The sequence below is a fragment of the Variovorax sp. IB41 genome (genome assembly GCF_016405905.1).
Taxonomy (GTDB): Bacteria; Pseudomonadota; Gammaproteobacteria; order Burkholderiales; family Burkholderiaceae_C; genus Variovorax.
The window spans coordinates 53827-73311 of the sequence record NZ_JAEFCB010000004.1 but is presented as its reverse complement, the minus strand read 5'-3'; the positions used below and the strand labels follow the sequence as shown (position 1 = coordinate 73311).

22 protein-coding genes are annotated in these 19485 nt (G+C 65.7%); 19 read left to right on the top strand and 3 right to left on the bottom strand.

Annotated elements, in window-relative coordinates; genetic code table 11:
* Positions 1-4 precede the first annotated feature (4 nt).
* Together JC881_RS10670 and JC881_RS10665 are read left to right on the top strand one after the other, a co-directional pair.
* On the top strand, positions 5-373 hold the full coding sequence (locus JC881_RS10670; RefSeq protein WP_198785696.1) for a Rieske (2Fe-2S) protein: 369 nt from the start codon (positions 5-7) through the stop codon (positions 371-373).
* 3 nt (positions 374-376) lie between these two features.
* The gene (locus tag JC881_RS10665) at positions 377-1420 is read left to right on the top strand and encodes a S49 family peptidase (RefSeq protein ID WP_198785695.1); all 1044 of its coding nucleotides are present in this window, start codon (positions 377-379) and stop codon (positions 1418-1420) included.
* A 12-nt stretch (positions 1421-1432) separates the two neighbouring features.
* Here JC881_RS10665 and JC881_RS10660 read toward each other — a convergent pair whose 3' ends face one another.
* From JC881_RS10660 to JC881_RS10650, 3 genes are read right to left on the bottom strand one after another with little or no spacing between them, the layout of a single operon-like run.
* A complete protein-coding gene (locus tag JC881_RS10660; RefSeq protein ID WP_198785694.1) occupies positions 1433-2584 on the bottom strand; it encodes an MFS transporter in 1152 nt (383 codons plus the stop codon).
* 2 nt (positions 2585-2586) lie between these two features.
* Positions 2587-3348 (bottom strand): SAM-dependent methyltransferase, encoded by a 762-nt coding sequence (locus JC881_RS10655; protein WP_198785693.1) that lies wholly within the window; start codon positions 3346-3348, stop codon positions 2587-2589.
* Positions 3345-3926 carry a Maf family protein gene (locus JC881_RS10650; protein WP_198785692.1) on the bottom strand — a complete coding sequence of 194 codons (582 nt, stop codon included), beginning with the start codon at positions 3924-3926 and terminating at the stop codon, positions 3345-3347. Before JC881_RS10650 ends, JC881_RS10655 begins: the two co-directional genes overlap by 4 nt.
* 83 nt (positions 3927-4009) lie before the next feature.
* Here JC881_RS10650 and JC881_RS10645 point away from each other — a divergent pair, with 83 nt between their 5' ends.
* The 17 genes from JC881_RS10645 to rnc all read left to right on the top strand — a co-directional run bounded on the left by JC881_RS10645 (position 4010) and on the right by rnc (position 19480).
* Positions 4010-4567 (top strand): YceD family protein, encoded by a 558-nt coding sequence (locus JC881_RS10645; protein ID WP_198785691.1) that lies wholly within the window; start codon positions 4010-4012, stop codon positions 4565-4567.
* Positions 4568-4722: 155 nt separating this feature from the next.
* Entirely contained in the window at positions 4723-4905 is a 183-nt protein-coding gene (gene rpmF / locus JC881_RS10640) for a 50S ribosomal protein L32 (protein ID WP_007830466.1), read from the top strand.
* A gap of 61 nt (positions 4906-4966) precedes the next feature.
* Entirely contained in the window at positions 4967-6064 is a 1098-nt protein-coding gene (gene plsX / locus JC881_RS10635) for a phosphate acyltransferase PlsX (protein ID WP_198785690.1), read from the top strand.
* Complete coding sequence (locus tag JC881_RS10630; protein WP_198785689.1) at positions 6064-7041, top strand: beta-ketoacyl-ACP synthase III; 978 nt, start codon at positions 6064-6066, stop codon at positions 7039-7041. The genes plsX and JC881_RS10630 overlap by 1 nt, the downstream gene beginning before the upstream one ends.
* 48 nt (positions 7042-7089) lie before the next feature.
* Positions 7090-8043, top strand: a complete 954-nt coding sequence (fabD, locus tag JC881_RS10625) for an ACP S-malonyltransferase (RefSeq protein WP_198785688.1) — start codon at positions 7090-7092, stop codon at positions 8041-8043.
* Between the two features lie 27 nt (positions 8044-8070).
* On the top strand, positions 8071-8814 hold the full coding sequence (gene fabG / locus JC881_RS10620) for a 3-oxoacyl-ACP reductase FabG (protein ID WP_198785687.1): 744 nt from the start codon (positions 8071-8073) through the stop codon (positions 8812-8814).
* A gap of 98 nt (positions 8815-8912) precedes the next feature.
* The gene (acpP, locus tag JC881_RS10615; RefSeq protein WP_007830471.1) at positions 8913-9152 is read left to right on the top strand and encodes an acyl carrier protein; all 240 of its coding nucleotides are present in this window, start codon (positions 8913-8915) and stop codon (positions 9150-9152) included.
* 96 nt (positions 9153-9248) lie between these two features.
* Positions 9249-10493 carry a beta-ketoacyl-ACP synthase II gene (fabF, locus tag JC881_RS10610; protein ID WP_198785686.1) on the top strand — a complete coding sequence of 415 codons (1245 nt, stop codon included), beginning with the start codon at positions 9249-9251 and terminating at the stop codon, positions 10491-10493.
* Positions 10494-10506: 13 nt separating this feature from the next.
* Complete coding sequence (locus JC881_RS10605) at positions 10507-10989, top strand: hypothetical protein (RefSeq protein WP_198785685.1); 483 nt, start codon at positions 10507-10509, stop codon at positions 10987-10989.
* 10 nt (positions 10990-10999) lie between these two features.
* A complete protein-coding gene (rpoE, locus tag JC881_RS10600; protein ID WP_198785684.1) occupies positions 11000-11698 on the top strand; it encodes an RNA polymerase sigma factor RpoE in 699 nt (232 codons plus the stop codon).
* Positions 11699-11715: 17 nt separating this feature from the next.
* Positions 11716-12387: a sigma-E factor negative regulatory protein gene (locus JC881_RS10595; protein WP_198785683.1), complete on the top strand. Its 672-nt coding sequence runs from the start codon at positions 11716-11718 to the stop codon at positions 12385-12387.
* A 23-nt stretch (positions 12388-12410) separates the two neighbouring features.
* Positions 12411-13484 (top strand): MucB/RseB C-terminal domain-containing protein, encoded by a 1074-nt coding sequence (locus JC881_RS10590; RefSeq protein WP_198785682.1) that lies wholly within the window; start codon positions 12411-12413, stop codon positions 13482-13484.
* Positions 13485-13583: 99 nt separating this feature from the next.
* Complete coding sequence (locus JC881_RS10585; protein WP_198785681.1) at positions 13584-15068, top strand: DegQ family serine endoprotease; 1485 nt, start codon at positions 13584-13586, stop codon at positions 15066-15068.
* Between the two features lie 522 nt (positions 15069-15590).
* Positions 15591-17402, top strand: coding sequence for a translation elongation factor 4 (gene lepA, locus JC881_RS10580; RefSeq protein WP_198785680.1), 1812 nt, complete (start codon positions 15591-15593; stop codon positions 17400-17402).
* An 8-nt stretch (positions 17403-17410) separates the two neighbouring features.
* Positions 17411-18376, top strand: a complete 966-nt coding sequence (gene lepB / locus JC881_RS10575; RefSeq protein ID WP_198785679.1) for a signal peptidase I — start codon at positions 17411-17413, stop codon at positions 18374-18376.
* Positions 18377-18407: 31 nt separating this feature from the next.
* Positions 18408-18776: a DUF4845 domain-containing protein gene (locus tag JC881_RS10570; RefSeq protein WP_198785678.1), complete on the top strand. Its 369-nt coding sequence runs from the start codon at positions 18408-18410 to the stop codon at positions 18774-18776.
* Positions 18777-18793: 17 nt separating this feature from the next.
* The gene (rnc, locus tag JC881_RS10565; protein ID WP_198785677.1) at positions 18794-19480 is read left to right on the top strand and encodes a ribonuclease III; all 687 of its coding nucleotides are present in this window, start codon (positions 18794-18796) and stop codon (positions 19478-19480) included.
* The last annotated feature ends 5 nt before the right edge of the window (positions 19481-19485 follow it).

Here is a 19485-nt window from a genome sequence, read left to right as displayed (position 1 = left end):
CGTCATGAGCGAAGCGCAGATCCCGCTGTGCAATGCCTCGGACCTCGTCGAAGGCGGCAGGGCGGTGCCGTTCGACGTGGTCCACGGCGGCGAAACCTGCCGCGCGTTCGCGGTGCGCTTCGAGGGCCAGCCGCACGCGTACCTCAACCGGTGCAGCCACGTGGCGATGGAAATGGACTTCCAGCCCGACCGCTTTTTCGACGACACCGGCCAGTGGCTGCTGTGCGCCACCCATGGCGCGGTCTATTCGCCCGATACCGGCGAATGCATGGGCGGCCCCTGCCGCGGCGGCCTCGTGAAGATCGCCCTGAGCGAACGCGACGGCGTGGTGCACTGGCATACTGACTGGAACCTCCAACCTCTCACCTTCTGACACATGACCGACCCGACTCGCAGGGACCCTGAAGGTTTCGATCCGTTCGAGCCGGTAGCTCCTCTCACGCCCCCGCAAGACACCCCCAAGAACATGGCTCAAGACCCCACACAGCGCCCCGGCTGGGAGCGCGCAACGCTTGAAAAGCTGGCCTTCGCCGCGCTGAGCGAGCAGAAGTCCACCCGCCGCTGGAAGACCTTCGTGCGTCTTTCGTGGCTCGCCTTCTTCATCTTCCTGGCGTGGTTCGCGCTCTCGCGCAGCACGCCGAGCACTGCCAAGACCACGGCCCACACGGCGGTCGTCGAGATCAAGGGCGAGATCGCAGCGGGCGGCGACGCCAGCGCCGAATTCGTCGTGGCCGCCATGAAGACGGCCTTCGAGGACGACGGCGCCAAGGGCGTGGTGCTGCTGATCAACTCGCCGGGCGGCAGCCCCGTGCAGGCCGGCATCATCAACGACGAGATCAAGCGCCTGAAGGCCAAGCACAAGAAGCCGGTCTACGCGGTGGTCGAGGAAACCTGCGCTTCGGCCGCCTATTACATCGCCGCCGGCGCCGACAAGATCTTCGTGGACAAGGCCAGCATCGTCGGCAGCATCGGCGTCTTGATGGACGGCTTCGGCTTCACGGGCGTCATGGACAAGGTCGGCGTGGAGCGGCGCCTCCTCACGGCCGGCGAGAACAAGGGCTTCCTCGATCCGTTCAGCCCGATGAGCGATGCGCAGCGCGCGCACGCCCAGACGATGCTCAACCAGATCCATGCGCAGTTCATCAACGTGGTGAAGACCGGCCGCGGCGATCGCCTCAAGCTCGACACCCCGGGCCTGTTCAGCGGCCTCTTCTGGAGCGGCGAGCAGGCGGTCGAGTACGGCCTGGCCGATCAGCTGGGCAACGTCGACTTCGTGGCGCGCGAGGTGATCAAGGCCGAAGAAGTCATCGACTACACCCGCCGCGACAACGTGGCCGAGAAGCTGGCCAAGAAGTTCGGCGCGGCGATGGGCGAAGCCTCGGTGCGCTCGCTGCAGGTGGCGACGCCTGCGCTGCGCTGAAGCAGACCGGCCTCAGGCCGTTTCTTCGCTGCGCGTGAAGCGGGCCGAGGCGGCCAGCGCCGCGGCGAAGATCACCACCACATAGAGCGCGGCGGTCAGCGAGCTGGCCCGCGCGAGCAGGCCGATCACCGCGGGGCCGGCCATGAATCCCAGATAGGCCACGGCCGACACCGACGCGATGCCGCTCGCGGGCTCCACGCCCGGCACACGGGCCGAGGCGCCGAACAGGATCGGCACGACGTTCGCAAAGCCGATGCCGACACCCGCGAAGCCGACCAGCGCGAGCCAGGGGAGGTCGGTCAGTAGCACCAGCGTCATCGCGGCCGCCGCCAGCACGCCGCTTCCGCGCAACAAGGCGACAGGCGTGAAGCGGGCCCGCATCGCATCCCCACCGAAGCGCGCGGCCGCCATGGCCGCGGAGAAGGCCGCATAGGCCAACGCCGCCTGCTTCTGCGGACTGCCCAGCTCCTGCTGCATATAGAGAACGCTCCAGTCGTAGATCGCGCCTTCGGCGATCAGGCCCAGCGCGGCCAGCACGCCGAGCACCGCGAGCGGGCCGCGGGGCAGGCGAAAGCTGTGGTCGGCGCCGGCCGTGGTGCCCGTGGCGGCCTTGGGCAGCATGCGTGTCGAGGACACGGCAACCAGCAGCACCATCGCCGCTGCGACCAGCAGCAGGTGCGCCTGCGCGCCCATGCCCGCCGCAAGCACTGCGCTGCCGCTCGCGGCACCGGCCATGCCGCCCAGGCTGAACATGCCGTGCATGCCGCTCATCAGCGGCGTGCCGCTGTGCAATTCGAGCTGTGCCGCCTCGGTGTTGATGGCCACGTCGAACACGCTGGTGACGAGGCCGAACGCGGCCAGAAGGCCCATCAGCGCGAAATAGCCCGGCATGGCGATCAGGCCGGCCAGCAGCAGCGCATAGATGCAGCCGCAAAGGCCGGCGATCCGGCGCGGGCCGTGGCGGCCGATCCAGCGACCCGCGCTGGTGAGGCCGAACATCGCGCCGGCGCCCGCGGCGAGCAGGGCCAGTCCGAGCTGGGCTTCGTCCAGGCCGTAGTGCGCCTTGACCGTGGGCACGTGCACGCCCCAGGTCGCGAAGATGAAGCCGGAAGAAAAGAACTGCGCGCGCGAAGCCCAGCGCGTGCCGACGGTCACCACCACCATCGTCAGCGCCCGATCGCGAACACGGCGGGCAGGCGTTCGTCCGTTGCGGTCTGCGGCTTGGCGCGCCAGGATTTCACAGTCTCGCTGCGCACGTGGGATGTCGCGAGGGTCAGGCCGCGCGCGACGGCAAGGCGGGTGTTCTGGTGCATCGTCTGAACCAGGGCCTGCAACAGGGCGGCGTTGCGGTAGGGCGTTTCGATGAACAGCTGCGTCTGGCCGGTCTTGAGGGCGATCGCCTCGAGTTCGCGGATGCGGGTCTGGCGCTCGCTCGCGTCCTGCGGCAGGTAGCCGACGAAGGCGAAGTTCTGGCCGTTCAGGCCGCTCGCGGCCAGCGCCAGCAGCAGCGAGACCGGGCCGGTCAGCGGCACCACGGTGATCCCCAGGTCGTGCGCGGCGCGTGCCACCGAGGAGCCCGGATCGGCCACCGCCGGCATGCCGGCTTCGCTCAGCAGGCCGATGTCATGGCCTTCGAGCGCGGCGGCCAGCAGCGGCCGGGCGTCGAACTGGCCGGCGTGATCGCCTTTCTTGTGCACTTCGCGCGGCAGTTCCTGGATGACCTGCGCCTGCAGCGGGGCGGCCAGCGGTGCGACCGCGTCGATGCGCTTGAGGTACGCGCGGGCGGATTTCGCGTTCTCGCAGATCCAGTGCGTGATGCCGGCGGCCACCTGCAGGGTGCCGAGCGGCAGCGCGTCCTGCAGCGGGGCCTGGACATCGCAGCCGAAATCGAGCGGCGCGGGAACGAGGTAGAGCTTGCCGTGGGTCACAGGAGTTCGACCCCCGCGGCGCGCAGCATCTGGCAGGTGCGGATCAGCGGAAGGCCGACCAGCGCGGTTGGATCGTCGCTGTCGATGGCATTCAGGAGGGCGATGCCGAGGCCTTCGCTCTTGGCGCTGCCGGCGCAGTCGTAGGGTTGCTCGGCCTGCAGGTAGCGCTCGATGGCGGCGTCGCTGAGTTCGCGGAACACGACGCGAACGGGCGCCAGGTCGCGTTGGACGAAGCCCGTCGCATGGCAGACGACGGCGACGGCGGTCTGGAATACGAGCGTCTGGCCACGCATCCGGCGCAATTGGGCGGAGGCGCGGGCGTGGTCGCCGGGCTTGCCGAGCGCTTCGCCCGCGAGGTCGGCCACCTGGTCGGAGCCGATGACCACCGCTTCGGGAAAGCGGGCGGCGACGGCGTTGGCCTTTTCCAGGGCGAGGCGCTCGGCCAGCGTACGGGGCGTTTCGCCGTCCAGTGCGGTTTCATCGACTTCCGGGGCGTGCACATCGAAGGGCAGGCGAAGGCGGTTCATCAGTTCGCGGCGGTAGCGCGAGGTCGAGGCGAGGATCACGGGGCGTTGCATGGGGACGATTGTGCGTGAGCCGCGCAAGAACCTTCTGGCGCGCTCCATGCCGGCGAGGCGGCCGGCGCGCTAGACTGGCGCGGATGAAGAGAGAATTTGCCCCCGAACGGCTCGACGTGGCCGGCTTTGCCGCCGCAGCCGCCACCCTGAATGCCGCCGACCCCGTCCCGAACTACGCGCGCCTTGTCGCCGAACTGGCGGATCCGGCCGCCGATGCCGTCGTCAACTGGGAGGCCACCGGCGAGGAGCGCCCGGGCGCCGATGGCAAGGCCGAGCCCTGGCTGCACCTGGAAGCCGAGGCGATCGTTCCGCTGACCTGCCAGCGCTGCCTGGCGCCCGTCGAGACGGAACTCGTGGTGGACCGCTGGTTCCGTTTCGTCGCCGACGAGGCCACGGCGGAGTCGGAGGACGAGGAATCCGACGAGGATCTCCTGGTCATCAGCCGGGATTTCGACCTGCACACCCTGATCGAGGACGAGCTGTTGATGGAAATTCCAGTCATGCCCGTCCACGACGTCTGCCCCGAGCCGGTTCGCCTGTCGTCCAGCGACGATGATTTCCAGGCGGCCGAGGAAGCCAAGCCGAACCCGTTCGCGGTGCTCGGAACGTTGCATTCGCGCAAGCCGAAAGAGGGCAAGTAGCCCTTTCCCGGCGCCTAGGCTATAATCATGGGCTTCGCGCGCACCGCCGTGAGCAGCGATACAGACAAGGGCATTCCATACATGCCATTCACTTTTTTGTATCGCCACCGCTTGAGAGCGCATCCAGTCACTCACCTAACAGTCCAGGAGCCATCATGGCCGTCCAGCAAAACAAGAAGTCGCCTTCCAAGCGCGGCATGCACCGTTCACACAACGCACTGGTCGTGCCCGGCATCGCCGTGGAGCCGACCACTGGCGAAACGCACCTGCGCCACCACATCAGCCCGAACGGTTTCTACCGTGGCCGTCAGGTGCTCAAGAACAAGTCTGAAGCCTGATCTCGCATCCCAAGGCCAAGGCCCGAAGCTACTTTCCCTGTAGCGTCGGGCCTTTGTTTTGATGGCTACGTCTTTTTCTCCCGAATCTACCGCTGCGCCTTCCGCAATCACGCTCGCCGTGGATTGCATGGGAGGCGACCATGGGCCGCGCGTCACGCTTGCGGCCTGCCGCGCGTTTCTCGAGCGGCACAGCGAAGCCTCGTTGCTGCTGGTCGGTGCGCCGGCCGCGCTGGCGGGGTTCGCCGCACATCCACGCGCCCGCATCGTCGCTGCCAGCGAGGTGGTGGGCATGGACGATCCCATCGAAATCGCGCTGCGCAAGAAGAAGGATTCTTCGATGCGCGTCGCGATCCAGCAGGTCAAGGACGGCGCCGCCCAGGCGGCCATCTCCGCCGGCAACACGGGCGCCTTGATGGCGATCGCTCGCTACCTGCTCAAGACGCTCGACGGCATCGATCGCCCCGCGATCGCCCCGCAGCTCCCGAACGCGAAAGGTGGCGCGACCACCGTGCTCGATCTGGGTGCGAATGTCGATTGCGATGCGGAGGACCTGCTTCAGTTCGCCGTGCTGGGTTCGGCGCTGGTTTCGGCGCTGACCGGCAATGAAGCGCCGTCGGTCGGCCTGCTCAATATTGGCGAAGAAGCCATCAAGGGCAGCGAAACGATCAAAAAAGCGAGTCAATTGCTGCGTACGGCTGCCAACTCCAAAGATCTGAACTTCTACGGCAACGTCGAAGGCAACGATATTTTCAAGGGCACGACCGATATCGTCGTCTGTGACGGTTTCGTTGGAAATGTTGCGCTGAAGGCCAGCGAAGGCGTGGCCTCGATGATCGGCGAGTTCATTCGCGTCGAATTTTCGCGAAGCATTTTTACGAAGATTGCGGCAATTGTTGCTTACCCGGTTCTAAAAGCGTTCAAAAGCCGCTTGGATCACCGTCGGTACAACGGGGCGGCCTTGTTGGGCCTTCGTGGCCTGGTTTTCAAGAGCCATGGCTCGGCCGACGAAGTGGCTTTCGGCCATGCGCTGGATCGCGCTTATGATGCCGCTCGCAACAACCTGCTCGATCGCGTGCGGGCCCGCATCGCCCACGCCGCGCCTTTGCTCGCGCGGCAGGAACCGGCGGTGCCGGTCGACGCGACGGCCCTTCACGTTTGATGACCCCTTTTTCACGCATCACCGGCACCGGCAGCTATCTGCCTCCACGCCGCGTGACCAATGACGATCTCGCCAAGGAACTGGCGTCGCGCGGCATCGAAACCTCCGATCAGTGGATCGTCGAGCGCACCGGCATCCACGCGCGTCACTTTGCCGCGCCCGATGTCGGCAGCAGCGATCTCGGTCTCGAGGCAGCGAAGCACGCACTCGAAGCGGCAGGCCGCAAGGCCAGCGACGTCGACCTGATCATCGTCGCGACCTCGACGCCCGACATGGTGTTCCCGTCGTCGGCTGCCATTCTCCAGAACAAGCTGGGCATCGCTGGCTGCCCGGCGTTCGACGTCCAGGCGGTCTGCAGCGGCTTCGTCTATGCGCTGACCGTGGCCGACGCGATGATCCGCACCGGCAGCGCGCGCTGCGCGCTGGTGATCGGCGCCGAAGTGTTCTCCCGCATCCTCGATTTCAACGATCGCACCACCTGCGTGCTGTTCGGCGACGGCGCGGGCGCCGTGGTGCTCGAGGCCAGCGACGAGCCCGGCATCCTGTCGAGCGACCTGCATGCGGACGGCAAGCACGTCGGCATCCTGTGCGTGCCGGGCCACGTGTCCGGCGGCAACGTGCTGGGCACGCCGCTGCTGCACATGGATGGCCAGGCCGTGTTCAAGCTGGCGGTCCGGGTGCTCGAAGAGGCGGCGCGCACGGCGCTGGCCAAGGCCGGAAAGACCGAGGCGGACATCGACTGGCTGATTCCGCACCAGGCCAACATCCGCATCATGGAAGGCACGGCCAGGAAGCTGAAGCTGCCGCGCGAGAAGCTGATCGTCACGGTCAACGAGCACGGCAACACCTCGGCTGCTTCGATTCCGCTGGCGCTCGACGAAGCGGTGCGCTCCGGCAAGGTGAAAAAGGGCGAAACCCTCATGCTCGAAGGCGTGGGCGGTGGTTTCACCTGGGGCGCCGTGCTATTGAATCTGTAGCGTGTCGCGGTCCTTTTTGGGCTGCGATGCGACATGACGCATAGAACAATGAAATCCTTTGCTTTTGTTTTTCCGGGTCAGGGCTCGCAGGCCGTCGGCATGCTCGACGCCTGGGGTGACCACCCGGCCGTGGCCGAGACGCTGCGCGAAGCCTCTGATGCGCTGGGCGAAGACGTCGGCGCGCTGATCAAGAACGGCCCGAAGGAAGATCTGGCGCTCACCACCAACACGCAGCCCGTGATGCTGGTCGCCGGTGTCGCGGCCTGGCGCGCCTGGCTGTCCGAAGGCGGCGCAACGCCTTCCGTCGTGGCCGGCCATTCGCTGGGCGAGTATTCGGCGCTGGTGGCTTCCGGCGTGCTGACGCTGGCGCAAGCCGCGCCGCTGGTGCGTTTCCGTGCGCAGGCCATGCAGCAGGCCGTGCCTGTCGGTGTCGGCGCCATGGCTGCCGTGCTGGGCATGGAGTCCGGCAAGGTCGTGGCAGGCTGCGCGGAAGCGACGGCCTCCTTCGGCGCAGGCAGCGCAGAAATCGTCGAAGCCGTGAATTTCAACGATCCCGCGCAGACCGTGATCGCCGGCAGCAAGGCCGCGGTCGACAAGGCCTGCGAGCTGCTCAAGGCCAGTGGCGCCAAGCGCGCGCTGCTGCTGCCCGTTTCGGCGCCTTTTCATTCGAGCCTGATGAAGCCCGCCGCCGAGGCGCTGCGCGAAAAGCTCGCCACCCTCACGCTCGCCGCGCCGCAGATTCCGGTGCTGAACAACATCGACGTGGCCGTCGAGACCGACCCGGACCGCATCCGCGACGCCCTGGTGCGCCAGGCGGCCGGCCCGGTGCGCTGGGTCGAGAGCGTGCAGGCCTTGAAACTGCGCGGTGTAGCCGCCATCATCGAGTGCGGGCCCGGCAAGGTGCTGGCCGGCATGGTCAAGCGCATCGCCCCCGATCTCGAAGCCGCGTCGGTGTACGACCCGGCGACGCTTGCGGACACCCGACAATCGCTCGCCGGCTGAACGGCGCAAGGCCCCGATACTTTTTATATGAGCATTCCCAAATTCGAAGGGCAAGTCGCCCTGGTCACTGGCGCATCGCGCGGCATCGGCGCAGCGATTGCGCTCGAGCTGGCGCAGCGCGGCCTGAAGGTCGTGGGCACCGGCACCACCGAGGACAGCGCGGCCAAGATCACTTCGGCCCTGAGTGCGTTCGACGGCCGTGGCCGTGCGCTGAATGTGAATGACGCTGGTGCCGTCGAGGCGCTGATCGACGAGATCGTGCAGGCCTACGGCGCGATCCACGTGCTGGTCAACAACGCCGGCATCACGCGCGACACGCTCGCCATGCGCATGAAGGACGACGACTGGGACGCGGTGCTCGACACCAACCTCAAAGCCGTGTTCCGCCTCTCGCGCGCGGTGATCCGCCCGATGATGAAGCAGCGCTACGGCCGCATCATCAGCATCACCAGCGTGGTGGGCGCCTCCGGCAACGCCGGCCAGGCCAACTACGCGGCCGCCAAGGCCGGCGTCTCGGGCATGACCCGCGCGCTGGCCCGCGAACTGGGCAGCCGCAACATCACCGTCAACTGCGTCGCGCCGGGCTTCATCGAAACCGACATGACAGCGAGCCTGCCCGAGGCGCAGCAACAAGCACTCCTGCAACAGATCCCGCTGGGTCACCTGGGCAAGCCGGCCGACATCGCGCATGCGGTGGCGTACCTGGCATCGCCCCAGGCGTCCTACGTGACCGGGCAGGAGTTGCATGTGAATGGCGGCATGCACATGTAGCCGCAAGGCGCAATCTTTCCCGTACCGGGGGTGAGGCAAATGCCACAATCCGCCCGGCTAAAATCCACCGATTACCTACAACCCTCAGAGGGAACCAAATGAGCGATATCGAAGCACGTGTCAAGAAAATCATCGCCGAGCAACTCGGCGTGGAAGAGTCTCAAGTGACGAACGAAAAGGCTTTCGTGGCCGACCTCGGCGCTGACTCGCTCGACACGGTCGAACTCGTGATGGCACTCGAAGACGAGTTCGGCATTGAGATCCCCGATGAAGATGCCGAGAAGATCACCACGGTGCAAAACGCCGTCGACTACGCCACCAAGAATCAAAAGGCCTGATTGGCCAGCTGACACTGCGACTGCGGCCGGCGGCTTTTTAGTGAACCGCACGCGCCGACCAGCAACTGTTCAGCGCTTCCAGAAAGGTTTGCCGGCATGACCAAACGCCGCGTCGTCGTGACCGGACTCGGTTGCATCGCTCCTGTCGGAAACACCGCAACCGAATCCTGGGCCAACTTGTTGGCCGGGAAGTCGGGCATTGCGAACATCACCGCGTTCGATGCAAGCGCCTTCGCCTGCAAGTTCGCCGGTGAGGTGAAGGGTTTCGACATCACCCAATACATCTCGGAGAAGGAAGCGCGTCACATGGACCGCTTCATTCATCTGGGGCTTGCCGCCGCCATCCAGGCGGTGCAGGACAGCGGACTGCCGACCGGCGAAGCGCTGTCCTATGAAGAGGCCGTGCGCATCGGCTGCAACATCGGCTCGGGCATCGGCGGTCTGCCGATGATCGAACAGACGCATGGCGAATACGCGAGCCGCGGCCCACGCCGCATTTCGCCGTTCTTCGTGCCGGCGTCGATCATCAACATGATCTCGGGCCACGTGTCGATCAAGTACGGCTTCAAGGGCCCGAACATCGCCGTCGTGACCGCCTGCACCACGGGCCTGCATGCCATCGGCACGTCGGCACGCATGATCGAGTACGGCGATGCCGACGTCATGATCGCCGGCGGTGCCGAGTCGACCATTTCCCCGCTCGGCATCGGCGGCTTCACCGCGCCTCGCGCGCTGAGCACACGCAACGACGATCCCGCCACGGCCTCGCGCCCGTGGGACAAGGACCGCGACGGCTTCGTGCTGGGCGAGGGCGCCGGCGTGCTGGTGCTCGAGGAGTACGAACACGCCAAGGCGCGCGGCGCCAAGATCTACGCGGAAGTCGCGGGCTTCGGCCTGACCGGCGACGCGTACCACATGACCGCGCCCGACGTGGACGGCCCCCGCCGCTCGATGTCGCTGGCGCTGGCCAACGCAGGCGTCAACGCCGACCAGGTGCAGTACCTGAACGCACACGGCACCTCGACGCAGATCGGCGATCTGAACGAGACCAACGCGGTCAAGCTCGCCTTCGGCGATCACGCCAAGAAGCTCGTCGTGAATTCGACCAAGTCCATGACCGGCCACCTGCTGGGCGGCGCGGGCGGCATCGAATCGGTGTTCACGGTGCTGGCACTGCACGAGCAGAAGAGCCCGCCGACCATCAACATCTTCAACCAGGATCCGGAGTGCGATCTCGACTACTGCGCCAACGAGGCGCGCGATCTGAAGATCGATGTCGCGGTCAAGAACAACTTCGGCTTCGGCGGCACCAACGGCACGCTGGTGTTCAAGCGCGCTTGAGCATTGCTCTCCCATGCACAGCGCGCCGTCGGTGACCTATCCGGTGGGGCGCTCACGCGGCGCGACCCGGATTCTTGTCGTTCTCTGGACCCTGGGCGCCTGCTGCGCCGGCGCATCCTGCTATCTCTTCGATAGCGCCGGATGGCGCCAGTTGCTGCTGGTTCTCAGCGTTGTCTTCTCTGGCGTGGCTGCGGGCTTCGGCTTGCGGCGCGATGGCGCTGCCACGCTGCATTTCGACGGGCTTCACTGGTCCCTGACGGGGGCCGATCCGACCCGTGGCGTTCATGCGGCGCGGGCCACGGTCGCGCTCGATTTCCAGTCGCTGATGCTGGTCAGGCTCTCGGAGTCGGGCCGCGCCGCGCGCTGGATCTGGCTCGAGCAGCGGACCATGCCCGAGCGCTGGCGCGATGTTCGCCGGGCGGCCTATGCGCGTGCGCCGGCCGCCGAGCCCGCAGGCGATCCGTGGCGCGCGACGGCACCCGCCGACGCGCCCTGAAACCCCGTCGATGACAACTTCTCCCCCGCCTGTGCCGCCGGACTCCGGCCTGACCGATGTGTCGAGCGGTGCGTCGCCCGACGCGTCGGCCGAAGCGCCGCGCCCGGGCGAGGTCGATTTCCAGCTGGTCCAGCGCACGGTCGCGGGCGACCAGAAGGCCTTCGAGCTCCTGGTCATCAAGTACCAGCGCCGCATCGAACGCCTGATCGGCCGCATGGTGCGCGACGTCGACCTGGTCGAGGACATTGCCCAGGAAACCTTCATCCGCGCCTATCGCGCGCTGCACCAGTTTCGCGGCGAGGCGCAGTTCTACACCTGGCTTTACCGGATCGCGGTCAACACCGCCAAGAAGGCGCTGGTGGACATGAAGCGCGATCCGACCATCTCCGAAAGCGCGCTGCGGCCGTCTTCTGATGACGACGATGAAACTTACCGTCCCGGAAACGAACCAATCAGCGACGAAACCCCCGAATCGGTCATGGCGGCGAATGAAATCGCCAGCGCCGTCGAGGCAGCCATGGAAGCGCTCCCCGCCGAGCTGCGCCAGGCGGTCACGCTGCGCGAGATCGAGGGGATGAGTTACGAAGAGATTGCCGAGGTCATGGATTGCCCTATCGGCACGGTGCGCTCACGTATTTTCCGGGCGCGCGAAGCCATTTCGGCCAGGGTCAAACCGCTTCTGGACAACCAGTCCGGCAAGCGTTGGTAAGTAAGCAGGTGAATGAAATGAATCAGACGATGACGGTTCGGGAACAGGTGTCCGCACTTGCGGATGGTCATTTGCAGGGCGAGGCGTTCGCAGCGGCGATCGAAGCCGTCTGCACCGAGGGCGATTCGCGCGCAGCCTGGCACACCTACCATGTGGTGGGCGACGTGTTGCGTTCGGGCTCCCATTCGGCGTGCAGCGACAGCTCGGCGTTCCTCGCGCGTTTCCAGCAGCGGCTCGCCGCGGAGCCGGTGATCGCGATACCCGCGCTGCAGCCGGTGGCCGCACCGGCCGCGGTTCAGGTCCAGGTCCAGCGCAGGGCCGATGCGGCCAACGAGCCCGTCTTCCGCTGGAAGCTGGTGGCAGGCGCCGCCTCGATGGTCGCCGTCGCCGCCATCAGCTGGACGCTGATCGGCAACGGCACGGCCAGCTCGCAGGCCGGCGCGCAGATCGCAGCCCAGCAACAGCCCGCGGTGAATTCGGTCCTGGCGGCAGCGGCCGTCAACAGCCAGCAACTGGCCAGCACCACCCTGACGCCCACGCGCGTGATGGTGGGCAACGGCAATCCGCAAGTCATGCTGCGCGATCCGCGCCTGGATCAATTGCTCGAAGCGCACCAGCAGGCTGGCGGCGCGTCGCAAATGCCTTCCGGTTTCCTGCGCAACGCCACCTTCGAGGGACCTACGCGCTGACCGCGCGTCCGTAACTGCCCGCAATGACCGTTCAGATGCCGATCTCCGCACGCGCGTTCGTGCTTGTGTTTGCAGCCTTCTGCTTCGTGCAGGTTGCCACCGCACAAAACCGCGCCGGCCCGGCGACGGTCAAGGGTGCGGCTCCGGCGCAGACGGACGAGCCGCCGGCGATGAGCGTGGCCGACTGGCTGCAGCGCATGCACACCGGCGCGCGGCAACGCAACTACGTGGGCACCTTCGTGGTGTCGGCGCCGGGCGGCGACCTGTCGAGCGCGCGCATCTGGCATGTGCGCGACGGCGATCATCAGATCGAGCGCATCGAGGCACTCTCGGGACCCCAGCGCTCGACCTTCCGGCGCAATCGCAATGTCATGACCTTCCTGCCCGAGGCAAAGGTCGTGAAGGTCGAGAAGCGCGAGAACCTCGATCTCTTTCCCAACCTGCCGGACAAGACCGATTCGTCGATCGGCGACTTCTACGACGTGCGCGCGATCGGCAAGGACCGCGTGGCCGGCTTCGATGCCGACGTGGTGCAACTGGTGCCGCACGACGGCCTGCGCTTCGGCTACCGCATCTGGAGCGAGCGCCGCTCGGGCCTGGTGGTGAAGCTGCAGACCATCGACAGCGAAGCGCGGGTGGTGGAGCAATCGGCCTTCTCCGAATTGCAGCTCGACGCGCCGGTGAAGGCGCAGGCGCTCGCGCAGATGATGACCAACACCACGGGCTATCGCATCGAAAAGCTGGAGCTCGAGCGCACCACGGCACAGGACGAAGGCTGGACGCTCAACGCGCCCGTGGCCGGCTTCAAGCCCCGAAGCTTCTTTCGCCGGCCGACAACAACCGCCGGCGACAAGGCCAAGGCGGATGCGACGACGGTCCAGTGGACTTTCTCCGACGGCCTGGCCTCGGTGTCGCTTTTCATCGAACGCTACGACGCCGCGCGCGCGCCGCGCGACGGCGTGCTGACCATCGGCGCCACCAATGCGATCCGCCGGCGACTGCCCGAGCCCGCGAGCGACTGGTGGCTGACTGCGGTAGGTGAGGTGCCGCAGCAGACGCTCAACGCCTTTGCCCAGAGCCTCGCCCGCACACGCTGATTGCCCTTGGCGCGGATTGCGCTGAACCAAGCCGTTGACGCCGACTCATAGCCCTTGTTGTTTTCGCCGCTCTCTCTCCCTTCTTCTGAAAGAAAACCGATGATGTTCAAAGTCGAGGGACACAAGCTCCGTTCCTATCTCTTCGCATTCGGCCTGGCCTGCACGGCGGCCGTGGGTTTCCTGCCGGCCACCCCGGTCATTGCACAGACGCGCGGATTGCCCGATTTCGCCGATCTCGTGGAGCAGGTGGGTCCCGCGGTCGTCGGGATCCGCACCATCGAGAAAGTCTCCGCACGCGGAGGCGGCAGTGGCGGCGGGGAAATGGACGAAGAGATGCAGGAGTTCTTCCGCCGCTTCTTCGGGCAGCCCGCACCGGGCAATCCGCGTCCGGGTCCACGCCCGAACCGCCCGCAGCAGCCCCAGGAAGAAGAGCGTCCGCGCGGCGTGGGCTCGGGCTTCATCCTGACGGCCGACGGCTATGTCATGACCAATGCCCACGTGATCGAGGATGCGTCTGAAATCATCGTCACGCTGACCGACAAGCGCGAATTCAAGGCCAAGCTGATCGGCGCGGACAAGCGCAGCGACGTCGCCGTCGTCAAGATCGAGGCAACGAGCCTGCCGGTGGTGAAGATCGGCGACATCTCGAAGCTGCGCGTCGGCGAATGGGTGATGGCCATCGGCTCGCCCTTCGGTCTCGAGAACACCGTGACCGCCGGCATCGTGAGCGCAAAGCAGCGCGACACGGGCGAGCTGGTGCCCCTGATCCAGACGGACGTTGCGATCAACCCGGGCAACTCGGGCGGTCCGCTCATCAACCTGCGCGGCGAAGTGGTCGGCATCAACAGCCAGATCTATTCGCGCTCGGGCGGCTACATGGGCATTTCGTTCTCGATCCCGATCGACGAAGCGATTCGCGTCAGCGACCAACTGCGCGCGACCGGCCGCGTCTCGCGCGGGCTGATCGGCGTTGCCATCGGCTCGGTCTCTAAGGACGTGGCCGAGTCCATCGGCCTGGGCAAGGCGCGAGGCGCCCTTGTGAGCAGCGTGGTGCCGGGTTCGGCGGCCGACAAGGCCGGCGTGCGCGAGGGCGACATCGTCACCAAGTACGGCGACAAGGTCATCGAGACGCCGAGCGATCTTTCGCGCTCGGTGGCCAGCACCAAGCCCGGAGTCAAGAGCACGCTGACCGTGTTCCGCAACGGCAGTTCGCGCGAACTCTCGATCACCGTTGCCGAGGGCGATCCGGAAGCCAAGCCGTCCAAACGCCAGCCTGAGCGCGAAGAGCCGCAACCCAAGCCTTCGGCTGCAGGCAAATCGCTCGGCCTGGCGGTCAGCGACCTGACCGATGCCCAGAAGAAGGAACTGAAGGTGCGCGGCGTGCGCATCGATGCAGCGAGCGATGCCGCTGCGAAGGCGGGCCTGCGCGAAGGGGACGTGATCCTGTCGATCGGCAACATCGAAGTCGCGAGCGTCAGGGAATTCGAGGCCGCGATCGCCAAGGCCGACAAGGGCAAGGCGCTCAGCGTGCTGTTCCGCCGTGGGGAATGGGCCCAGTACGCCTTGATCCGTCCCGCACGCTGAACTGGCGCCGCCGTCAAGTGGCCCCACCCGGCAGTCGGGTTTGGGGCCGTTTTTTTGAGGTGTTTACGACGTTCGGGCGCCGGGCTCTAAAAAAATCTGGGGCCGCAAAATCGCCTGGATTTGTTGGCGAACACTAACTTATTTGAAGGCTAAGGACGGTTTTTGGTAGAATAGGGCACTCGCGGCGGCCGGTCAGCGCATAAGGAGTGCAATGTCCTTCACGATGCGAGATGTCAGACAGCAGTCCACCGGTGCTCCACAGATCGCCCACAAGTTGTTCATAGACTGCTCCACCGATCCTGTTGATAACCTGTTTATATCTTTGATGTTGTGGACCCGCAACGAGCCCTTTGGACCCTGTTCCCGGATGTACGTGCCTCCCTTTTTGCCTACAATGAAGTTCCAACTACTGCAGTTGCCATTGCTTGTTGGTTCAGGGCGCGTCTCCAGAAGACGCGCCCTTTTTTCTTGCCCGCTCACAGCTGGGCACGAGCCAATTCAAGTACTTAAGCGTTCCCGTTGATGAATCACATCAGAAATTTTTCGATCATTGCGCACATCGATCACGGCAAGTCGACGCTCGCAGACCGTTTGATCCAGCGTTGCGGCGGACTCGCAGAACGCGAGATGGAAGCGCAGGTGCTCGACTCGATGGACATCGAAAAAGAGCGTGGGATAACCATCAAGGCGCAGACCGCCGCGCTGCACTACAAGGCACTCGATGGACAGGTCTACAACCTCAATCTGATCGATACGCCGGGCCACGTCGACTTCTCATATGAAGTGAGCCGCTCGCTGTCGGCATGCGAAGGCGCGCTGCTCGTCGTCGATGCATCGCAAGGCGTCGAAGCGCAGACGGTGGCCAACTGCTACACAGCGCTCGACCTCGGCGTCGAAGTGGTGCCGGTGCTCAATAAGATGGATTTGCCGAACGCCGATCCCGACAACGCGCGCACCGAAATCGAAGACGTGATCGGCATCGACGCGACCGATGCGATTCCGTGTTCCGCCAAGACGGGCCTCGGCATCGACGAGATCCTCGAAGCCATCGTGCACAAGATGCCGGCGCCGCGCGGCAATCCCGACGGCCCGCTGCGCGCGATGATCGTGGACAGCTGGTTCGACGCATACGTCGGCGTCGTCATGCTGGTGCGCGTGGTCGATGGCCGGCTGGTGAAGGGCGAGCGCATCAAGATGATGGCGTCCGGCGCCATGTACAACGCCGACAACATCGGCGTCTTCACGCCGGCGACCGAGGCGCGCGCTTCGCTCGAGGCGGGCGAGGTGGGCTTCATCATCGCGGGCATCAAGGAGCTGCAGGCCGCCAAGGTCGGCGACACCGTCACGCTGATCAAGGCGGGCACGGGCGGCGCGGCCGCGACGGCCACCGAGGCGCTGCCGGGCTTCAAGGAAATCCAGCCGCAGGTGTTCGCCGGTCTCTACCCGACCGAAGCCAGCGAGTACGACTCGCTGCGCGACGCGCTCGAAAAACTCAAGCTCAACGATTCATCGCTGCGCTACGAGCCCGAGGTGAGCCAGGCGCTGGGCTTCGGCTTCCGCTGCGGTTTCCTCGGCCTGCTGCACATGGAGATCGTGCAGGAGCGTCTGGAGCGCGAGTTCGACCAGGACCTCATCACGACCGCGCCGAGCGTGGTCTACCAGGTGGTGCGCAACGACGGCGAAGTCATCATGGTGGAGAACCCGTCCAAGATGCCCGACGTCGGCAAGATGAGCGAGATCCGCGAGCCGATCGTGACCGTGCATCTCTACATGCCGCAGGAATACGTCGGCGCCGTCATGACGCTGGCCAACCAGAAGCGCGGCGTGCAGATGAACATGGCCTACCACGGCCGCCAGGTCATGCTGACCTACGAGATGCCGCTCGGCGAGATCGTGCTGGACTTCTTCGACAAGCTGAAATCGGTCAGCCGCGGCTACGCCTCCATGGATTACGAGTTCAAGGAGTACCGCGCGTCCGACGTGGTCAAGGTCGACATCCTCCTGAACGGCGAGAAGGTCGATGCGCTGTCCATCATCGTGCACCGCACCCAGTCGCAGTACCGCGGCCGGGCGGTGGTCTCCAAGATGCGCGAGATCATTTCGCGCCAGATGTTCGACGTGGCCATCCAGGCGGCCATCGGGGTCAACATCATTGCGCGTGAGACAATCAAGGCCCTCCGAAAGAACGTGCTGGCCAAGTGCTACGGCGGCGACATCACCCGCAAGAAGAAGCTGCTCGAGAAGCAGAAAGCGGGCAAGAAAAGAATGAAGCAGATCGGTTCCGTCGAGGTCCCGCAAGAGGCGTTCCTCGCGATTCTGCAAGTCGAAGACTGATCAAAAAAATGGCACTCATCACCTCCCTGGTCCTTGCGGCATTCGCCAGCTATGTCGGCGCCTGGTATTTCGGCGCGATCGAAGGCAACTTCGCATTGCTGCTGTTCGTGGCCACGGTGGTCACCGGCCTCTACTGGCTGGCCGAGCGCTTCTATTTCCTGCCCCGGCGCGAGCAGGCCGCCGCCAGGCTCGAAGCCTCGATGACCGAACGCAATGCGCGGCTGGCCGGCCAGGGCATCACGCAGGTCGACACGGCCGACACCAAGGCCAGCGAGCGCCTCTTGATGCAGCCCTGGTGGCTCGACTGGACCGCGGGCCTCTTCCCCGTGATCCTGGTGGTGTTCCTGCTGCGCTCGTTCCTCTACGAGCCCTTCAAGATTCCCTCGGGTTCGATGATGCCGACGCTGCTGACCGGCGACCTGATCCTGGTCAACAAATTCACCTACGGCCTGCGCCTGCCGGTCATCAACACCAAGATCACCGACGGCACGCCGCTCGCGCGCGGCGACGTGGTGGTGTTCCGCTACCCGCCCAAGCCCAGCATGGACTACATCAAGCGCGTGGTCGGCATCCCGGGCGACGAGGTGGCCTACCTGAACAAGAAGCTCACGATCAACGGCCAGCCGGTGTCCAAGGCCGCGGCCCCCGACTATCTCGATGGCGAATCGATGCGCCTGCTCAAGCAGTTCGACGAGAACCTCGTCGGCAAGCAGCACAAGATCCTCAACGACGAAGGTGCGCCGTCCTTCGTGCCGGGCGCCAGCGACTTTCCGTTCCGCGAGAACTGCCGCTACTCCGTCGAAGGCGTGGTTTGCAAAGTGCCCGCCGGCCAGTATTTCATGATGGGCGACAACCGCGATAATTCGGCGGATTCGCGCTTCTGGGGGTTCGTGCCGGACAAGAACATCGTGGGCAGGGCCTTCTTCGTCTGGATGAACTTCGGCGATTTCGGTCGTATCGGTCCATTTCAATAAGCAGTCAACACTGTACGAGGGGTAAGAGGGCATGAGAGCAAACCGGTCCATCCGCAGCAGGGCTGCGCATCAGCGCGGCATCTCGTTCATCGGCCTGCTGTTCGTCGCGGTCGTGGTCGGGGGCCTTGGCGTGGTCTTCGCGCAGGTCGTTCCGACGCTGATCGAATGGCAGGCCATCGACAAGGCCGCCAACAAGGCCAAGGAGGGCGCCACCGTGCCCGAAGTGCGCGCCATCTTCGATCGCGCCCAGGCCATCGACGACTTCAAGTCGGTCAGCGGCCGTGACCTGGACATCAAGAAGGTCGGCGACAAGGTCGTGGTCTCGTATGCCTACGAGCGCGAGATCCCCCTGTTCGGCCCCGCCTACCTGACGCTCAAGTACAAAGGCGAGACCCGCTGAACGCGGCGCTTAAAAAGGTGGACGGCAGCCTCGTCGCGCTGCAGGCGCGCCTCAAGCACTCGTTCTCCGACGCGCGGCTGCTGCAGCTCGCGCTCACGCACCGCAGCTTCTCGGCCGACCACAACGAGCGCCTCGAGTTCCTCGGCGACTCGGTGCTCAACCTGGCGGTCTCGCACCTGCTGTACACGCGTCTCTCGGCCCTGCCCGAGGGCGATCTGTCGCGCGTGCGGGCCAACCTGGTCAAGCAGGACACCCTGCATCGCCTGGCGCTCGAACTCCAGCTGTCCCCGCTGCTGCGACTGGGCGAGGGCGAGGCCCGCTCGGGCGGCCCGAGCCGGCCTTCGATCCTGGCCGACGCGCTCGAGGCGCTGATCGGCGCGGTGTATCTCGATGCGGGCTTTTCGGCCGCCGAGGCGCTGGTGCGCCGGCTTTACGAATCGGTCGAGATCAATCCGCGCATGGAAGCGGCCGCCAAGGACCCGAAAACCGAATTGCAGGAATGGCTGCAGGGCCACAAAATGAAGCTGCCGTTGTACCGCGTGGCGGCGACGCTGGGTGCAGCGCACAAACAGACTTTCGATGTCGAGTGCGAGGTGCCCGAGTTGGGCCTTCGCGAACGCGGCATCGGCGGCTCGCGCCGCGCCGGCGAGCAGGCCGCCGCGGCCGCCATGCTGATCCGGCTCAAGGCACGCGGTGCTGCGTGAAATCA

Bases quoted from the DNA above. Each gene is read 5' to 3' on its own strand.
- JC881_RS10670 (WP_198785696.1), top strand. From the start codon at position 5: ATGAGCGAAGCGCAGATCCCGCTGTGCAATGCCTCGGACCTCGTCGAA.
- JC881_RS10665 (WP_198785695.1), top strand. From the start codon at position 377: ATGACCGACCCGACTCGCAGGGACCCTGAAGGTTTCGATCCGTTCGAG.
- JC881_RS10660 (WP_198785694.1), bottom strand. From the start codon at position 2,584: ATGGTGGTGGTGACCGTCGGCACGCGCTGGGCTTCGCGCGCGCAGTTC.
- JC881_RS10650 (WP_198785692.1), bottom strand. From the start codon at position 3,926: ATGCAACGCCCCGTGATCCTCGCCTCGACCTCGCGCTACCGCCGCGAA.
- JC881_RS10645 (WP_198785691.1), top strand. From the start codon at position 4,010: ATGAAGAGAGAATTTGCCCCCGAACGGCTCGACGTGGCCGGCTTTGCC.
- rpmF (WP_007830466.1), top strand. From the start codon at position 4,723: ATGGCCGTCCAGCAAAACAAGAAGTCGCCTTCCAAGCGCGGCATGCAC.
- plsX (WP_198785690.1), top strand. From the start codon at position 4,967: ATGGCTACGTCTTTTTCTCCCGAATCTACCGCTGCGCCTTCCGCAATC.
- JC881_RS10630 (WP_198785689.1), top strand. From the start codon at position 6,064: ATGACCCCTTTTTCACGCATCACCGGCACCGGCAGCTATCTGCCTCCA.
- fabD (WP_198785688.1), top strand. From the start codon at position 7,090: ATGAAATCCTTTGCTTTTGTTTTTCCGGGTCAGGGCTCGCAGGCCGTC.
- fabG (WP_198785687.1), top strand. From the start codon at position 8,071: ATGAGCATTCCCAAATTCGAAGGGCAAGTCGCCCTGGTCACTGGCGCA.
- acpP (WP_007830471.1), top strand. From the start codon at position 8,913: ATGAGCGATATCGAAGCACGTGTCAAGAAAATCATCGCCGAGCAACTC.
- fabF (WP_198785686.1), top strand. From the start codon at position 9,249: ATGACCAAACGCCGCGTCGTCGTGACCGGACTCGGTTGCATCGCTCCT.
- JC881_RS10605 (WP_198785685.1), top strand. From the start codon at position 10,507: ATGCACAGCGCGCCGTCGGTGACCTATCCGGTGGGGCGCTCACGCGGC.
- rpoE (WP_198785684.1), top strand. From the start codon at position 11,000: ATGACAACTTCTCCCCCGCCTGTGCCGCCGGACTCCGGCCTGACCGAT.
- JC881_RS10595 (WP_198785683.1), top strand. From the start codon at position 11,716: ATGAATCAGACGATGACGGTTCGGGAACAGGTGTCCGCACTTGCGGAT.
- JC881_RS10590 (WP_198785682.1), top strand. From the start codon at position 12,411: ATGACCGTTCAGATGCCGATCTCCGCACGCGCGTTCGTGCTTGTGTTT.
- JC881_RS10585 (WP_198785681.1), top strand. From the start codon at position 13,584: ATGATGTTCAAAGTCGAGGGACACAAGCTCCGTTCCTATCTCTTCGCA.
- lepA (WP_198785680.1), top strand. From the start codon at position 15,591: ATGAATCACATCAGAAATTTTTCGATCATTGCGCACATCGATCACGGC.
- lepB (WP_198785679.1), top strand. From the start codon at position 17,411: ATGGCACTCATCACCTCCCTGGTCCTTGCGGCATTCGCCAGCTATGTC.
- JC881_RS10570 (WP_198785678.1), top strand. From the start codon at position 18,408: ATGAGAGCAAACCGGTCCATCCGCAGCAGGGCTGCGCATCAGCGCGGC.